Consider the following 15,681-nt stretch of genomic DNA (forward strand, 5'->3'; position numbering starts at 1 on the left):
GGTGGCGCGCGCCCTCCCCTCCCCCCCCCCCTCCCCCCCCTCCCCCCCCCCCCCCCCCCCCCCCCCCCCCCCCCCCCCCCCCCCCCCCCCCCCCCGCGCGCTGTCTCAGCCGGTGCGACGGATCCGGAATCGATCGGGGTCCGCCGGATCGCGGTCGACGACTTGGACCGGCGGCCAGGCCCATTGCCAGACGCTGATGCCCGGCGTGCGGGAGAACCGGATCCGTCCGCGGGTGCCTTCGACCTCGACGTGCGGCCAGGATGCGGCGATGCGCGCCCGGTCCGTGCCGTGGGTGCGCAGCACGTCGGCGAGGACGGTGACCGTGTCGTAGCCCTCGAAGGCGACGAAGGAGGGCGCTTCGGCCAGCCGCTCGCGCAGCGCCCTCTCGACGCGCGTTCCGAGTGGGCCGAGGCGCTCGGGCAGATAGCGCAGGAACGGGATCCCGGCGCCGTCGCCGCCCAGTGACCCGGCCCATTCGGTGAACTCCGGCTGCCCGGCCGGAGCGCCGATCAGGATCTCGGCGAGGCGCGGGTCGCGGCGGACGTACCTGACGATCGGCACTGCCGGGTCCGGGTGACCGACCAGGAGCAGGAGGGCCGTCGCGCGTTGGGCGACGAGTTCGTCGCACAGGGCGGCGGGGGTCAGCGTGCCCATGTCGAGTTCGAGGAGGGTGCCGCCGCGCGGAGCGAGGTGGTCCCGCAGGATGCGGGCCCCGGATGCCCAGTAGACACTCGGCTGTGCTGCCACGGCGATCCGGCTGTGGCCCGCTCCGAGGAGGAAGTCCGCGTAGGTCTGCCAGCCGTGGGACTGCGCCGGGGCGAGGCGCGCGACCCATTGCGTCGGCTGTTCGGTGAGCGCGTCGAGGACCGCCGAAGAGCACAGGTACGGCAGGCAGAGCGCGTCGGCCCTGGTGGCGGCCGCGCGCGCGACGACGCTGTGGTACTCCCCCGCCAGGGCGGCCACGCCCAGGCCGGCCAGCTCGTCCACGGCTGCCTCGGCCCGCTGTGGATCGGCGGCGGTGTCCCGGACTACCAGCTCCAGCGGTGTTCCGCCGATCCCTCCGGTGGCATTGACTTCGCTGACGGCAAGCTCAAGTCCGGCGAGCAGGTGCCGGCCCGCTTCGACCCAGCCGGGCCGGGTCAGCGGAACGAGGGCGCCGATCTGGACGGATGCCCCGTCCGGTGGCGTGTTCATGCGGTGGCGTCTCCCACCTGGACCTCGTCCGCCAGGATCTCGTCCGCCGGGATCTCGTCCGCCGGGATCTCGTCCGCCGGGATCTCGAAGACGAACACGAGCCCGTCCTCCTCGTTCCCCTGCTCGCCGACGCGCGTGAAACCGAAGCCCGCGATGGTGGCCAGGGAGGCGGCGTTGTCGGACTTGCTACGGGCCCGCACGGTCCTGACACCCGGTTCGGCGGCGGCCCTGACGAGCAACGCCCTCAGCATGGCGCGGGCATAGCCCTGCCTGCGGTACCCCGGCACCACGGTGAAGCCGACCTCGACCATGCCGGCCTCGTCCGGAGGCCCGTGGAACCCGGCGTCGCCGATGACGACCCCGTCCGGCTCGGACACCGCGGCCCTGGTGATCCAGGGGGCGGCGGACGGGTCCTTGGCGAGCTGGTCGGCACGGTAGCCGAAGATCCAGCGGGCCCGGTCGCCGACGAAGTGTGCGTCGAGGGCGACCCCGGCCTCGGCGCTGCCGCCGGCGAGGTCGCCGTCGGCGAGGGCCCGTAGCGCCTTCGCGTTGAGCTCGACGAAGCGGACGCGCTTGGCGGCGTGGGCAGCGGTGGGGAGAGGTTCGTTGTTCATCGCGGAGATCGTCGCCCAGCGCCGGAGGGCTGTCCATCGTTTTAGGCCCTGCCGGACCGGGCATCTCCCTCACACCACGAATTGACTGAATTTTCAGTCAATGCCACAGTGTCGACACGCGGCCGCACCCTCGTCCGTACATGACGGCCGTTCGCAGTGCGGGCGCGCACCCTTGTCCGCAGAGCCCTGTACGTGATCGGAGTTCCCCGTGCCCTTCCTGCCGCCGCCCACCCGCCGGACCGTCCTGCGCACCCTCGCCGGCGTCGGCGCGCTCGTCGCGGGCTCCTCGGCCTGCGGCCCCTCGGGCGCCGGAGCTCAGGCCGGCGCCGCCGACGCGTCCTCCCGGCCCGCGGCCGCGGGCGCCGGGCGCCGCCTCGGCGCCGAGTGGGAGAGCCACACCCGTACGTTCATGTCCTGGCCGGCACTGTCCTCCGTCTGGGAGGGAGACCTGCCCTACGTGCGCGAGGACATCGCCCGGATCGCCCGGGCCGTCGGGGAGTACGAGGCGGTCGTCATGATGGCCCGGCCCGAGCAGGCGGACGCCGCTCAGCGGGCGTGCGGCAACCAGGTCGAGGTCATCCCCCTGGCCGTCGACGACCTCTGGGCCCGCGACACCGTCCCCGTCTTCGTCGAGCAGGACGGCAAGGTCGCCGGGGTCGACTTCAACTTCAACGGCTGGGGCAACAAGCAGGAGCACAAGAACGACGGAGCGGTCGGCCGCACCCTGCTCCAGAAGTACGCGATCCCCCGCATCCAGGCCCCGCTGGTCGCCGAGGGCGGATCCTTCGAGCCCGACGGCGAGGGCACCCTGCTGATCACCGAGAGCTCGATCGTCAACGACAACCGCAACCGGGGCAAGAACCGGGACGCCATCGAGGCGGAGCTGGAGCAGACCCTGGGCGTCGAGAAGGTGGTCTGGCTGGCCGGCGTGCGCGGGGAGGACATCACGGACGCCCACGTGGACAGCTTGGTGCGCTTCACCGCGCCGGGTGTGGTCCTACTGGACCGCGCGCACCCCAGCACCCCGCCGGACTCGTGGTCGCGCTCCGCCGACCAGGCGAAGTCCGTCCTGTCGAAGGCGACGGACGCCCGGGGCCGGCGTTTCGAGGTCATCGACCTGCCGCAGCCGGACCTGGACAGGATCACGGGCCGCGGCGACGATTTCGTGTCGACCTATGCCAACTTCTACATCGCCAACGGCGCCGTCTTCATGCCCCAGTTCGGGGACGCGAAGGCAGACGACCGGGCCCACGGCATCCTCCGGGAGCACTTCCCCAAGCGGGATGTCGTGCCGGTCCGGATCGACACGATCGCCTCGGGCGGCGGCGGCATCCACTGCTCGACCCACGACCAGCCCGGCAAGCCCGCCGCCTGAGCCGCACCACCGTACGGCCGCACCGGCGTCCGACCGTAAGGCCGAGTGCTACTTCAGCCCGATCTCCTCACAGGCGGCCTTGAACTTGTCGGTGCAGATCTCGGCCACCGTGTAGACCTCGTCCTTGACCACGGTCGTCTTCACGTTGTCCTTGGTGAGGGAGATGCTCGGCACGAGAACCGCCGGCACCCGCTTGGTCGTAGGGCTGTCGACCATCTGATTGATGATCTCGTCGATCCGCTCGCCCTTGGCGAGCGCGACGGCCATCATCGCGGCGGCCTCGGCCTCGGGGGCGTACGGCTTGTAGACGCTCATGAACTGCTCGCCCGCCACGATCCGCTGCACACCGGCGAGTTCGGCGTCCTGACCGGTGACCGGGGGCAGGGTGGACAGGCCGGCCGCCTTGAGGGCGGTGATGATGCCGCCGGCCATGCCGTCGTTGGCCGAGTAGACGCCGATGATCTTGCTCTTGCCGAGCGCCGCCATCGCGGCCGTCATGTTCGCGCCGGCGTTCTCGGGCTTCCACTCGACGGTGTCGTACTCCTTGCCGATGTTCACCTTGCCGTCCAGGACGGAGTGCGCACCGAACTTGAACATGGCGGCGTTCGGGTCGGTGACCGAACCGTTCATCATGACGATCTGGCCGTCCTTGGCCTTGTCGCCCAAGGCTTCCAGAAGCGCCTTGCCCTGGACCATGCCGACGTCATCGTTGTCGAAGGAGGTGTAGGCGTCGATCGGACCCTCGGCCAGGCGGTCGTAGGCGACGACCGGGATACCGGCCGCCTTGGCCCGCCCGACCGCGCCCGCGATGGCCTTGGAGTCCACCGCGTCGATGATCAGGACGTTCACTTTGTTGGCGATCATCGCGTCGACCTGCGCATTCTGCACGGTCGCGCTCTGCTTGGCGTTGACGTAGAGGACCTGGGCCTTTCCTCTCGTGAGGAGGGCGATCTCCTTCTCGATGAGGGGCTTGTCGAACTTCTCGTAACGCGCGGCCTGGCTCTCCGGCAGCAGGAGCCCCACCTTGATCGCGTCGCCTTCGGCGGAGTCCCCCGACTTCCCCTCGCCCTGTTCCCCACCGCCGCACGCGGCGAGCGAGAGGGTGACCGCCGAGGCGATGAGCATGACGGAACCACGAGCCAAAAGCGCGTTCACGTTCTTAACCTCCCTGACGAGGCCGTGCGTGAACGGCCGAGGTAGGGGCAGTCAACTCGGCGTGAACACCGTGGTCAAGAAGTGAATTATTAACGAAATAGCAACGTCACCTGACTTAAAGTCATGAAATCTCGCGGCGGCTCAACGGTGCAGCAGCCGCGTCCAGTCCTGCGGGACCCGGCCGGCCGGTCCCGGCGCCGGCTGGTCCGCCGGATGGGCACCGGGCTGCGTCAGTTCGGGCCCGGAATCGTACAGTTCGTCACCTTCGAAGTCCCAGAACCATTCCTCGCCCGGCTCGAAGCTCTGCACCAGGGGGTGGCCGGTGGCCTTCCAGTGCGCGGTGGCGTGCTGAGCGGGCGAGGAGTCGCAACAGCCGATGTGGCCGCACTGGGCGCAGCGCCGCAGGTGGAACCACCAGCCGCCCGCCGCGTCGCACTCGACGCAGCCGGTGCCGCTGGGCGGGATGCTCGGGTCGATTCCGCTGATGTCGGTCACACGGACTCCTCGGTGCTCTCGGGTTCGGACGCGTTCCCCGGTTCCTGGGCAGTCAGCGGCAGCAGGACCTGGAAGCGGGTGTCGCCTGGCACCGATTCGACCTGGAGGCTGCCGTGGTGCTTGCTGACGACGATCCGCCAGGAGATGTCCAGGCCCAGACCGGTGCCCTCCCCGACCGGTTTGGTGGTGAAGAAGGGGTCGAAGATGCGGCTGCGGACATCGGCCGGGATGCCGGGCCCGGTGTCGCGGAACTCGACCAGCAGCCGGTCCCCCTCCCGTGCGGTGCGGACCGTGAGCGTGCCTTCGCCGCCGGTGCTCCCGATGGCGAAGACCGCGTTGTCGATGAGGTTGGTCCACACCTGGTTCAGCTCCGCCGGGTAAGCGGGTACGTCCGGCACCGAGCGGTCGTAGTCCTTGACCACCCGGACGCGGGGACCGATCTTGCCGGACAGCATCAGCAGGGTGCTGTCGAGGAGTTCGTGGACGTCGACGACCCGGTGCGGAGCACGGTCGAGCTGCGAGTACTGCTTGGCCGCGTCCACCAGGTGGGAGATCCGGGTGGTGGAGTCGTCGATCTCGTCCATCAACAGCTCTGTCTCGACGGTGTAGTTGAGCCAGCCGATGGCCCCCGGCAGGATGTCCTCGGCCACGGTGGCCGCGACCTGTTCCAGCCAGTCGGTGTCCAGTCCGGCCTGTACGAAGGTCGGCGCGATCCGCCAGCCCTCCGGGATGCCGTGGTCCTCCAGCCAGTCGGCGAGCTCGTCCTCCCGGTCGGATGCCTCCAGCGGGCTCAACGCCGTGGCCTTCGCGACGCGTTCGACGGTGCGCTCCTGGATTTCGATGAGGTCGGCGATCGCCTCGCGGGGGTAGTTGCCCTGAGCGATGTGGGCCAGCTTGTGCCGCATCTTGCCGACGCGTTCGCGCAGTGTGGCGGTGGCGCGTACGGCCGCTGCCGCGGGGTTGTTGAGCTCGTGGGTGAGCCCGGCGGACAGCGATCCGAGGGCGAGTAGCCGCTCGCGCTGGCCGATGGCGCGCTGGGTGTTCTTCGAGCCGAAGAACAGCCCCTCCAGGAGGTGCGCTGCCATCGGGAACCATTCCTGCATGATGTCCGCGAACGACTGGGCGGGCAGTACGAAGAAGCGCGTGGGCTCGCTCACCCGCATCGAGTTGTTGTACGTCTGCGGCACCCGGTCGCCCAGGTAGGCCTGCATGGCTCCCGCGTACACGCCTCGCTGCGAGGTCCGGCTGACCTCCACGTCGTCACCGCCGACCCGGCGGGACAGTACGACGGTGCCCTCGATCATCACGTAGAAGCAGGTGGCCGGGGTGCCCTCCGCGTACACGGGCCCGGTTTCGAAGCGTTCCACCCGTCCCTCGCTGCACAGCCGCCCGAGCTGTTCCGGGGAGAGCTTCTCGAACAGGAACAGCGAGGCGATCTCGCCCGGGCTGCACGGCATGACCTGCCCGCTCATGACTGCTCCAGGTACCGGTGGACGAGCATCACGGCCATGGCTCCCTCTCCGACGGCGGACGCGACGCGCTTGGCGGACTGGGCGCGCGCGTCGCCCGCCACGAACACGCCGGGAATGTTGGTCTCCAGGTGGTAGGGCGGCCGGTCGAGTTCCCATTCGGCCGGCGGTCGCCCGTCCGGTGTGAGGTCCGGACCGGCCAGGATGAAGCCGTGCTCGTCGCGCAGTACCGTTCCGTCCAGCCAGTCGGTCAGCGGGGCCGCGCCGATGAACACGAACATCCACTGGGCGTCGACGAGTTCGGTCGCGCCGCTGTCCACGTCCCGCAGCGTCAGCTGTTCCAGGTGTCCTTCGCCGTGCGCCGCATCGACGGCGGTCCGGGTGCGGACGGTGATGTTCGCCGTCTCCTCGATCTGCTGGATCAGGTAGTGCGACATCGACGCCGTCAGGGACTCCCCGCGCACCAGCATCGTCACCGACTTCGCGCCCCGCGCGAGGTACACCGCCGCCTGCCCGGCGGAGTTGGCGCCGCCCACGATGTACACGTCCTGCTCCAGGCAGGAGGACGCCTCGGTGAGCGAGGACCCGTAGTAGACCCCGCAGCCGGTCAAGTCCTCGCAGCCCGGCGCCTGGAGCTGCCGGTACGACACTCCGGTCGCCAGGATGACGCTGTGCGCGGCGATCTTCGAGCCGTCGGAGAAGCGGACGACGCGTGCCGCGCCGTTGACCTCCAGCCCGGTGACCTCGCGCGCGGTGAGGATCTCGGCGCCGAACCTGCCGGCCTGGCGGCGGGCGCGGTCGGTGAGCTGTGCGCCCGATACGCCGTCGGGGAATCCGAGGTAGTTCTCGATGCGGGAGCTCTGGCCGGCCTGCCCGCCGGTCGCCGACCGCTCGATCAGTACGGTCCGCAGCCCCTCGGATGCCCCGTACACGGCCGCGCCGAGCCCGGCAGGGCCGCCGCCGATCACGACGAGGTCGTAGAAGTCGGAGGCCGGGGTCGTCGCGAGCCCGACGTGGGCGGCGAGGTCGGAGGCCTCCGGCTCGATCAGCGCGGTGCCCTGCGGAGTGATCACCAGGGGCAGCCGCTGCCCGTCGGCCCCGGCCGCGTCCAGCAGGCGCCGTCCCTCCGGCTCGTCGGAGGAGTACCAGCGGTACGGCACCTGGTTGCGGGCCAGGAACTCGCGAACGAGCGAGGAGTGCGCCGACCAGCGGTGTCCGACCACCTTGGTCGCGGGTACCGGCCGGTAGTCGCTGGCGCGCCAGGCGGCGAGCAGGTCGTCCATGACCGGGTAGAGCTTCTCCTCCGGCGGGTCCCACGGCTTGAGCAGGTAGTGGTCGAGGTCGACGACGTTGATCGCGTCGATCGCCGCGTTGGTGTCGGCGTACGCGGTCAGCAGCACGCGCCGCGCACCCGGGTACACGTTGATCGCCCGTTCGAGGAACTCGATGCCGTTCATCTGCGGCATGCGGTAATCGGCGAGGATCACGGCCACCAGGTCGCCCCGCAGCTTCAGCTCGCGCAACGCCGCCAGCGCGGACTCGCCGGACTCGGCGCGCACGACCCGGTACCCGGCGCCGTAGCGGCGACGCAGGTCACGGGCGATGGCACGGGAGACTCCCGGGTCGTCGTCCACGGTCAGGATGACGGTCCGCGGTGCGTCGGCGACCTCTGTCATGCGTCTCCCGCCCGAGCGGCCTGGACTGGCGGTACTACCGGCGGCGCGCGCCGGTTCCCGTCATCGTATGTTCGATCGCCCGGGTTCGCTTCGGGACACGTGCCGCTACGAGGAGCGGGCGCCGCGCGGGGCGCTGTTACTTGGAGGCCAGCCGGCAGGCGCTCGCCGCGGTCCCCTTGGTCACGCCTTCCTCGGTCAGACCGGACGCACACTCATCGTAGGCACCGGCCAGCCCGACGTAACAGGCCGCCCGGACGGTTTCCGGAGCCTCACCGCCCTTGAGCTCCCGCTCGACCTGGTTGATGCAGGCCGTGACGTCCGCGTGGGCGGCAGGGGCGGCAAGGGCCGCGCCGCCGAGGGCGAGGGTCAGGCCGGTGAGGACGCTTGCGATACGGGTCGACGTACGCATGGGACATACCTGCTCTCGGGAATCGCCGCGCGGCCCCGGCCCCCGTACCGGACCGGCTCGGCAGGAGATCCCTCCCTCATTCGACGCTAGAACAGCCCCCTGCCGCACGCACCCGCTGGGGCAGTGCCCCGTGGTGCGGAGGCATCATCGGGATTTCATCGGTCCTCCTTAGCGTGGCCGCGTTCAGACGTAGGCCTTGATCACAGGGGAGGGACCGCTCGATGGCGCGGAGGAGATTCAGCGCGAGGCTGCCGGTGGCGGTCATGGCCGCGGTGGCGGTGATGGGCACGATGGTGGCCGCCGGGCCACCGGCCGCCGGGCCACCGGCCGCCGGGCCACCGGCCGCCGGGCCACCGGCCGCCGGGTCGCCGGCCGCGGCACAGGGGCCGGACAAGCCGACGATCCGTTACACCGAATACGGGATCCCGCACATCGTCGCCTCGAACTGGGAGGGGCTGGGGACGGGCTACGGATACGCGGCGGCCAAGGACAACATCTGCATCTTGGCCGACACCTATCTGATGGTGAATGCCCAGAGGTCCCGCTATCTGGGGCCCGACGGCAGGGCGAGCCCGGGCGAGCACCAGAACACCACGAGCAATCTCAACAGCGACCTGTACTTCCAGCGGATGAACGACAACCGGGTGGTGGAGCGGCTGATCGACGAGCCCGCGCCCAACGGCCCGGAGCCGGAGGTCAAGGAGGCCATTCGCGGCTACGTCCAGGGGTACAACCGGTACCTGGCCGAGACGGGCGTGAACAACATCTCCGACCCGGCCTGCCGCGGTGCGGCCTGGGTGCGGCCGATCACGGAGCTGGACGTCTACCGGCACGCGCACGCCGAGATCATCATGGGCAGCGCCGATCCGCTGCTGGACGGTCAGGTGAACGCCGCGCCGCCCGGGGCCTCGGCCGCCGCCGCGCCGCCCGCGGCGTCAGCCGCGGAGACCGCGGAGAAGATCCGCGATGCCATGGCCGTGAGCCGTCAACAGAGCATGGGCAGCAATGCGTTGGCCGTCGGTTCGCAGGGCGTGTCCGGCGGCACCAGCATGCTGCTGGCCAACCCGCACTTCCCGTGGCAGGGCAAGAACCGGATGTGGCAGAGCCAGCTGACGATCCCGGGGAAGATCAACGTCTCCGGCGCCAGCCTGCTCGGATTCCCCGCGGTGAACATCGGGCACAACGACGACGTCGCATGGAGCCACACGGTCGCCACGGTGGCCCCGTTCGGGTTGTTCGACGTCCAGGTGGATCCGCTGAACCCGACCAACTACCTGGTGGACGGCGCTTGGCAGCGGATGACCTCGCAGGAGGTCGGTGTCGACGTGCTGAAGGCGGACGGCTCCATCGGCAAGGTCACCAGGACGTTGTGGTCCACCCGTTACGGCCCGATCACCACATCGATCCTGGGCCGAGATCTGCCCTGGGTGGTCAGCGCGCATGCCGTGCGCGACGTGAACATGGACAACCTGCGGGCGTTGAACACCTGGTTCCACCTCGACCAGGCCAAGGACGTCAACGACGTCGTGAACACCCTGGAGACCACGCAGGGCGTCCCCTTCTTCAACACGGTCGCCTCCGACCGCAAGGGCAAGGCGCTGTACGCGGACATCCAGGCGACCCCGAACATCACCGACGAGCACGCGCAGTCCTGCCTCACCCTGACCGGACAGCTGCTGTTCAACCAGTCGCTGAGACTGCCGAACGTGCCGCCGGTCTCCGTCTTCGACGGCAAGCGCAGCGCGTGCGACTGGCCCGACGACCCCAACGCGGTCGCGCCGGGACTGCTGGATCCGCACAAGCAGCCGCGCCTGATCCGCACCGACTACGTGGGCAACGCCAACGACAGCGCCTGGCTGGCCAACCCCGAACAGCCGCTGTCCTTCCCCCGGGTGATGGGCGACGCCGGGGCGCCCCGGTCGCTGCGCACCCAGGAGTTGATCGTGACCGCGCAGAACCGGATCAACGGCACCGACGGCCTGCCGGGCAGGGGGTTCACGCCGGAGAGCATGGGGCAGTTGCTGTTCGCCGACAACAGCAGGGCGGCCGACCTGGCCCTCAACACCACGGTGACGGCGTGCCAGAACGTCCCCTTCGGGCTCGTCCTGGTGGACGGCAACCTCGTCAATGTGAGCGAGGCCTGTCCGATCCTGGCCGCCTGGAAGGACCACAACTTCTCGGCGGACAGCAGGGGATCCTGGCTGTTCGAGAACTACTGGGCCTACCTGGGCGGTGGTCAGGCGATCGAGAAGATGCCCTGGCGGGTGCCCTTCGATCCCAAGGACCCCGTGCACACGCCCAACTCGCTGGACTCCGGAAACTCCGCCGTCCGCAATGCGCTCGCCCGGGCGGTCCTCGCAGTGCGCAACTCGGGTGTTCCGCTGAACGCACGGCTGTCGGACGTCCAGAACGTCACCCGCAACGGTGAGCAGATCCCGATCCACGGTTCGATCGGCGAGTTGGGCGTGCTGAACGTGATCACTCCCGGCCAGGTCGACGGCAAGATGGACGTCACCTTCGGGTCCAGCTTCATCCAGATGGTGCGGTTCACCGCCGAGGGCCCGCCGCAGGCGTTCTCCGTACTGGCCTACTCCCAGTCGGCCAACCCGAACTCGCCGCACTACGCCGATCAGACCAAGCTGTTCTCGGCAGGCCGATGGGTGACCGAACGGTTCACCGAGGAGCAGATCGCCGCCTCACCGGCCCTGGAGGTCAAGGTCCTGTCCTGACAGGGATGTTCGGGCACGCCGGAGTCTCGATGACGGTCTCCGGCGTGCCCTTTCATCGGGGTTTCATCACCTCCCGATAGCTTTCGCGCCGCGCAACTACATGAGTCACGAGGGGGGCACGCTGCAATGGGGAAATCGAGTCGGTGGCGAATAGTGGTGGCATTGATGGCCGCCATCGTGGGAATGGTCGTGCCGGCGGGTGCGGCACAGGGCGCCGACCGCACCGCACCGCCACCGATGGCGGACGGGTACGGCCTGACCCAGGTCGACTCGGCAGTGGGCGGCCCCACCAACTTCTACATCACCGTGACCACGCCCGAGGTCGCGGGCAAGCACCACATCAAAATCGTCCTGCCGAGCGGCTACTACGACGACCCGGCCAGGCGCTACCCGGTGCTGTACTTCCTGCACGGTTCGCCCGACGACCCGATCCAGCAGAACTACCCGGCGCTGACCACCTCGAACTCGATGATCACCGTCATCCCTGACGGCGGCACCCGGGGCTGGTACGCCAACTGGCTCAACCAGAGGACTCAGGCCGGTGCCCAGAACTGGGAGAACTTCCACCTCAAGCAGGTGATCCCGTTCATCGACGCGAACCTGCGGACCGTGGCCACCAAGAAGGCCAGGGCCATCGCCGGTGTCTCCATGGGCGGCTTCGGGGCGTTCCACTACGCCCAGGTCCGTCCCGACCTGTTCAGCCAGACCGCGTCCCTGTCCGGTGACATCGACCTGTCGGCCAGGTCCATGGACCTGCGGCTGGCCGTCGTCGCCTCCCTCATCGACGCGCAGGGTGCGGCCTGCGGCTCGATGTCCGGCGTCTGCGACCCCAAGGACTCGCCCTACAAGCCCGGCGTGGACAGTGACGCCCTGTTCGGCTCGCCCTACCCGGTGTTCAACGTCGACCGCGTGTGGAACGAGGTCGACCCGTCACAGCACATGGACAAGCTCAAGGCCGGCGGGGTCGGGGTCTCCATCTACGTGGGCAACGGCCGCGGTGACGTCACCGACCTGGAGTTCTGGCTCGAAAGCGCGTCCAAGCACGTCAAGGACGCCATGGACGCTCTGGGCATGTCCTACTACTACGTCAACTACGGTGACGGTTCCGCCTGGGGCGACATGTGCAACGGCGGCCACAGCGGCGGCTGCTGGGAGCAGGACCTCCGGGACCTGATCCCCAGGCTGGAAAGGTCCTTCGCCGCCTGACGCCGCCGCTCGGCGCCCGTCCCGCTCGCCCTGCCCCCGTGCACCTCGGGGGCAGGGCGTTCGGCTTTTGGGGGCCGATGGGGTGGATGGGGCCAGATGGGGCCGATGCCGCATTTGCCGACTTTGCACTCACATTGCTTGTCGTTTACCGTGTCTGAGGCGCGGGAAAGCCGCGCCACGATTTGCGGGAGGTGATCAGCGTGCCTGGTGGAAGTAGTGCCAGAACGTTCACGCCGCCGATCCCGCTTGACGCCCTGCAGTAGCGGCCCTTGTGCCGCGCCACAGTGAATACCCCTGCAGCGCATATCTCGCCTTCGCGGTGATTTCTCTCTCTTATCAGAATCCGACGCCCTATCGGCGTGCTCTGCACGTCCACCGCTGAGCGGGCCGCGCGGCTGCTGACGCGTGCCGCGTTTCCGGTCTTCCCAGCGAACCCATTCACCGCATTTCTACGCCGAAGCACGTCCGAGATCCGCCCAGCGGCGACGGGTGCGCGCCGAGTGCCGCCCAGGACGTGCCTTGAATGAAGGAACAGCATGAGCAACAACACGATGCCGACGAACCGCGACAACACCCTCGCGGCAGACGAAACGGCAGGTCAGCAGGGTCAGCAAGTGGAGCTGCTCCGTGAAATCAACAGGGAGATGCACGGCCTGAACAAGGAAATGGAAGATATCCGGGAGATCACCGAGGACCAGCTGAAGGCCACCGTGGAAACCCGGAAGGTGAGCGCCTGGACGGCGATCGCGGTGGTGCCCGGTGCGCTCGCATCGCTCTACGGCTCCAACTTCGAGCACATGCCCGAGCTCCAGTTCAAGTACGGCTGGCCACTGTTCCTCGTCGCCCTGGCGTCGACCTCGCTGGCCACCTACTTCGCGGTCAAGCGCAAGGGCTGGCTCTGAGGCCGCCTACCACCAGAGGAAGAGCGATTCGCATGTCGGACAACTCCAAGTACGCCAGCCTGACCGGGCTTACCGCAAAAGATCTCAGCGCCTGCTCCAAGGAGGAACTGCACACCTTCCTCCTCGGAGTCCGCCGGTACCGGAAGGAACTGGTCCTGCTCCACCAGAAGTCGGTCGACCTTTACGAAGGAACGAAGACCGCCCGAAGGGTGAGTTCGTGGCTCGTGGTGTTCATGATTCCCACGCTGCTGGGCGGCATCTACGCCGCGAACTTCCACCAGCCGGAGACCCGTTTCGTGTGGGCCTGGCCGGCCTTCCTCCTCCTGGTACTGACCTCGGGCGTCTCGATGTTCGCCCATCTGCGGCGCAAGGGCTGCCTGTAGCACCCCGTCCGGCGGTGGCGGCTCCAACACTTGGCGCCGCCGCCTGCCGGGCGGCGAGGCGCCACCGCTGGTCCTCGACCCCTGGATCAGGGCGTGGCGATGAGTTCGCCGAGTCGCATGGCGAGCCACGGCTTGCGGCCGCCGGCTCGCATCTGGCCGCGCGCGATCGTCTTCCAGATCGGCGTGCGCCGGAAGGAGACCAGCAGGAACGCAGTCGGATCCGCCGTGATCCTGCAGTCGTAGGCGCGCGGTGGCGCGTCGCGGGTCACCGTCACCGTCCCGTCGTCCACGACGACCGCCAGTCGCGGGCCGCCCTTGATCGCCAGGTCGAACGCGATGCCGACGCCCCGCGCCTTCACCGGGTCCACGGCCAGGGACATCATCGTCGGCATCGACTGACCGAGCACCAGGCGCGCCTCGTCCGGGCCGATGGGCCAAGGAAGTTGGGCTCCGCGCGCGATGTCCAGGCCGTGCACGAGGCTCTCGCTCAGCATCAGACCGGTCGCCACGGCGAGGGTGAGCGTCGTACCGGGCCCGTACCAGGGCGCGGCGACGGGAGCATCCGGGGCGAGACCCTCGGTGGACCGGAGGAACTCCTCGCCCCGTTCGGCCAGGAGTTCGCCCAGACGGGCGCGTTCGTGGCCGCTGATGAGGCCTATGGACTTGGCGTTGATGGCCGTGATCCGCTCGATGAGCGGCCCGTCGGCCGGCGGCAGGAGTCCGTCCCAGTCCATGGAGTCGTCGGCGGAAGCGGCGGAAGCGGCGGAAGCGGCGGAAGCGGCGGAAGCGGCGGAAGCGGCGGAAGCGGCGGAGGTGTACGCGAGGTACACGGCCGCGAGGTGCGCGCCGACGTCGCACACCGTCCACACCGGGACACCGGAGGCCGCGTCCGGGTCAGGGACTTCGCGCAGCAGCCGGCTCAGCCGCGTGAGCACGGCGCGCAGCGCGGCGCGGGTCTTCTCGTGCTCGGCGACAGGATCGAGTCCCGTGACGGTGCCCATGCCACTCCCCCATGCTGCGGACGGCTTGCAGGTTACCGCCGGGTAGGGAGGTTGCGATAGGGCCGTGCGGTGTCCACGCCCCGGGTTCGGCCCAACACGGGGCCGGTCGGCCCTCGTTGCCGGTGGTCGGGGAATCTCGATTGCAGGTCGGGGCCGCCCGCGCCAAGATCTCCAGCTCGGAGATCAAAGGAGTTTCTGCATGAGTCTTCTGGTGCACACGTTCATAAGGAACCCCGACGGAAGCTGGGACCTGCTGGAGGACCCGCCCGACGGCAGGGACCTCGCCGGAGGCGAACGCTGGCGCAGGGTCGTCTGGGGGTCGGGATCGGCGGTGGCCCTCGGCGCCCGCTTCCTGCCCCGCCTGGCAGAGGGGGACCTTAAGGTCGAGGCGGATGACGTGGCCGAGTTCCTTGAGGAGTGCCTGACGCTCCGCGGCCAGAGCGAAGCCTTCGTCGCCGGTCTGCAAGAACCCGCCGGGCCGGCGCTCCTCGACAACGTGGAGAGCAAGCTGGACAACTTCATCGCAGCCGGCCGCAGGGCCCTGGAAGCTCCGGGTGGGGGCGTCCTCATCTGGTGACGGCGGGAATTGCCCGTTCGACAATGTCCGAAGTGTCATCCGCCCCCGCCCGAGCGGGAAGTTAAGATCACCGCATGGTCAGCGCCCGCTCCCGTCGGACCTCGCGGGCTCGCTCATCGGCGAGCCGGTGCGCGCCCCCTGGCGTTGCGTCCAGGGCGGGCGGATTACTCCTCGGCATGCTGTGCGCACTGCTGCTGGCAGCCCTGCACTGCTCCTCCCACCTGCTCGGCGAGGGCCTCGCGCACGCCTCTTCCGCCTCGTCCACGGCGGCCGCAGCGGCCGCGGCAGGCGCGCACCAGTCCTGGCCGACCGATGAGCAGACACCCCCGCACCCGGACCACGGCTCCGCCTGCGACGCCCCCGGCCTGACCCCGCCGACCCAGAGCAGGACCCCGTCCACCGGCGGGGGGGGGGGGGGGGGGGGGGGGGGGGGGGGGGGGGGGGGGGGGGGGGGGGGGGGGGGGGGGGGGGGGGGGGGGGGAAGGGTGGGGGGGGG

Annotated in this window: 14 protein-coding genes; 6 read left to right on the plus strand and 8 right to left on the minus strand. The window is 69.7% G+C overall.

The annotated features are described in order from the left end of the window. Positions 1-105: 105 nt before the first annotated feature. Both ACZ7GJ_RS37330 and ACZ7GJ_RS37335 read right to left on the minus strand, forming a co-directional pair. Entirely contained in the window at positions 106-1,194 is a 1,089-nt protein-coding gene (locus ACZ7GJ_RS37330; RefSeq protein ID WP_470758332.1) for an ABC transporter substrate-binding protein, read from the minus strand. Further along, positions 1,191-1,808 carry a GNAT family N-acetyltransferase gene (locus ACZ7GJ_RS37335; protein ID WP_470758334.1) on the minus strand — a complete coding sequence of 206 codons (618 nt, stop codon included), beginning with the start codon at positions 1,806-1,808 and terminating at the stop codon, positions 1,191-1,193. The genes ACZ7GJ_RS37330 and ACZ7GJ_RS37335 overlap by 4 nt, the downstream gene beginning before the upstream one ends. A 208-nt stretch (positions 1,809-2,016) precedes the next feature. On the opposite strand from ACZ7GJ_RS37335, the gene ACZ7GJ_RS37340 reads away from it, so the two are divergent. After that, positions 2,017-3,183: an agmatine deiminase family protein gene (locus ACZ7GJ_RS37340; RefSeq protein WP_470758336.1), complete on the plus strand. Its 1,167-nt coding sequence runs from the start codon at positions 2,017-2,019 to the stop codon at positions 3,181-3,183. A gap of 48 nt (positions 3,184-3,231) precedes the next feature. On the opposite strand, the gene ACZ7GJ_RS37345 is transcribed toward ACZ7GJ_RS37340, so the two are convergent. The 5 genes from ACZ7GJ_RS37345 to ACZ7GJ_RS37365 form a co-directional block, all read right to left on the minus strand. Beyond that, complete coding sequence (locus tag ACZ7GJ_RS37345) at positions 3,232-4,308, minus strand: sugar ABC transporter substrate-binding protein (RefSeq protein WP_470758358.1); 1,077 nt, start codon at positions 4,306-4,308, stop codon at positions 3,232-3,234. A 171-nt stretch (positions 4,309-4,479) separates the two neighbouring features. Beyond that, the gene (locus ACZ7GJ_RS37350) at positions 4,480-4,833 is read right to left on the minus strand and encodes a UBP-type zinc finger domain-containing protein (RefSeq protein ID WP_470758338.1); all 354 of its coding nucleotides are present in this window, start codon (positions 4,831-4,833) and stop codon (positions 4,480-4,482) included. Next, entirely contained in the window at positions 4,830-6,305 is a 1,476-nt protein-coding gene (locus tag ACZ7GJ_RS37355) for an ATP-binding protein (protein ID WP_470758340.1), read from the minus strand. The genes ACZ7GJ_RS37350 and ACZ7GJ_RS37355 overlap by 4 nt, the downstream gene beginning before the upstream one ends. Then, complete coding sequence (locus ACZ7GJ_RS37360; protein ID WP_470758342.1) at positions 6,302-7,978, minus strand: NAD(P)/FAD-dependent oxidoreductase; 1,677 nt, start codon at positions 7,976-7,978, stop codon at positions 6,302-6,304. Before ACZ7GJ_RS37360 ends, ACZ7GJ_RS37355 begins: the two co-directional genes overlap by 4 nt. A gap of 136 nt (positions 7,979-8,114) precedes the next feature. Next, entirely contained in the window at positions 8,115-8,387 is a 273-nt protein-coding gene (locus tag ACZ7GJ_RS37365; RefSeq protein WP_470758344.1) for a hypothetical protein, read from the minus strand. 221 nt (positions 8,388-8,608) lie between these two features. Here ACZ7GJ_RS37365 and ACZ7GJ_RS37370 point away from each other — a divergent pair, with 221 nt between their 5' ends. The 4 genes from ACZ7GJ_RS37370 to ACZ7GJ_RS37385 all read left to right on the plus strand — a co-directional run bounded on the left by ACZ7GJ_RS37370 (position 8,609) and on the right by ACZ7GJ_RS37385 (position 13,607). Next, entirely contained in the window at positions 8,609-11,116 is a 2,508-nt protein-coding gene (locus tag ACZ7GJ_RS37370) for a penicillin acylase family protein (RefSeq protein WP_470758346.1), read from the plus strand. Positions 11,117-11,281: 165 nt separating this feature from the next. Beyond that, positions 11,282-12,322 (plus strand): alpha/beta hydrolase, encoded by a 1,041-nt coding sequence (locus ACZ7GJ_RS37375; RefSeq protein ID WP_470758348.1) that lies wholly within the window; start codon positions 11,282-11,284, stop codon positions 12,320-12,322. A 536-nt stretch (positions 12,323-12,858) separates the two neighbouring features. Next, positions 12,859-13,224 carry a CorA family divalent cation transporter gene (locus ACZ7GJ_RS37380; RefSeq protein WP_470758350.1) on the plus strand — a complete coding sequence of 122 codons (366 nt, stop codon included), beginning with the start codon at positions 12,859-12,861 and terminating at the stop codon, positions 13,222-13,224. A gap of 32 nt (positions 13,225-13,256) precedes the next feature. Next, complete coding sequence (locus tag ACZ7GJ_RS37385; protein WP_470758352.1) at positions 13,257-13,607, plus strand: hypothetical protein; 351 nt, start codon at positions 13,257-13,259, stop codon at positions 13,605-13,607. An 86-nt stretch (positions 13,608-13,693) separates the two neighbouring features. On the opposite strand, the gene ACZ7GJ_RS37390 is transcribed toward ACZ7GJ_RS37385, so the two are convergent. Then, complete coding sequence (locus tag ACZ7GJ_RS37390; RefSeq protein ID WP_470758354.1) at positions 13,694-14,608, minus strand: maleylpyruvate isomerase N-terminal domain-containing protein; 915 nt, start codon at positions 14,606-14,608, stop codon at positions 13,694-13,696. A 199-nt stretch (positions 14,609-14,807) separates the two neighbouring features. On the opposite strand from ACZ7GJ_RS37390, the gene ACZ7GJ_RS37395 reads away from it, so the two are divergent. Further along, complete coding sequence (locus ACZ7GJ_RS37395; RefSeq protein ID WP_470758356.1) at positions 14,808-15,185, plus strand: hypothetical protein; 378 nt, start codon at positions 14,808-14,810, stop codon at positions 15,183-15,185. Positions 15,186-15,681 lie beyond the last annotated feature (496 nt).

The organism is Streptomyces sp. NPDC037242 (assembly GCF_055604165.1).

What these genes read in the sequence shown, in the direction of transcription:
- ACZ7GJ_RS37330 (WP_470758332.1), bottom strand. Translation starts at nt 1,194, where the DNA reads ATGAACACGCCACCGGACGGGGCATCCGTCCAGATCGGCGCCCTCGTT.
- ACZ7GJ_RS37335 (WP_470758334.1), bottom strand. Translation starts at nt 1,808, where the DNA reads ATGAACAACGAACCTCTCCCCACCGCTGCCCACGCCGCCAAGCGCGTC.
- ACZ7GJ_RS37345 (WP_470758358.1), bottom strand. Translation starts at nt 4,308, where the DNA reads ATGCTCATCGCCTCGGCGGTCACCCTCTCGCTCGCCGCGTGCGGCGGT.
- ACZ7GJ_RS37355 (WP_470758340.1), bottom strand. Translation starts at nt 6,305, where the DNA reads ATGAGCGGGCAGGTCATGCCGTGCAGCCCGGGCGAGATCGCCTCGCTG.
- ACZ7GJ_RS37360 (WP_470758342.1), bottom strand. Translation starts at nt 7,978, where the DNA reads ATGACAGAGGTCGCCGACGCACCGCGGACCGTCATCCTGACCGTGGAC.
- ACZ7GJ_RS37365 (WP_470758344.1), bottom strand. Translation starts at nt 8,387, where the DNA reads ATGCGTACGTCGACCCGTATCGCAAGCGTCCTCACCGGCCTGACCCTC.
- ACZ7GJ_RS37370 (WP_470758346.1), top strand. Translation starts at nt 8,609, where the DNA reads ATGGCGCGGAGGAGATTCAGCGCGAGGCTGCCGGTGGCGGTCATGGCC.
- ACZ7GJ_RS37375 (WP_470758348.1), top strand. Translation starts at nt 11,282, where the DNA reads ATGGCCGCCATCGTGGGAATGGTCGTGCCGGCGGGTGCGGCACAGGGC.
- ACZ7GJ_RS37380 (WP_470758350.1), top strand. Translation starts at nt 12,859, where the DNA reads ATGAGCAACAACACGATGCCGACGAACCGCGACAACACCCTCGCGGCA.
- ACZ7GJ_RS37385 (WP_470758352.1), top strand. Translation starts at nt 13,257, where the DNA reads ATGTCGGACAACTCCAAGTACGCCAGCCTGACCGGGCTTACCGCAAAA.
- ACZ7GJ_RS37390 (WP_470758354.1), bottom strand. Translation starts at nt 14,608, where the DNA reads ATGGGCACCGTCACGGGACTCGATCCTGTCGCCGAGCACGAGAAGACC.
- ACZ7GJ_RS37395 (WP_470758356.1), top strand. Translation starts at nt 14,808, where the DNA reads ATGAGTCTTCTGGTGCACACGTTCATAAGGAACCCCGACGGAAGCTGG.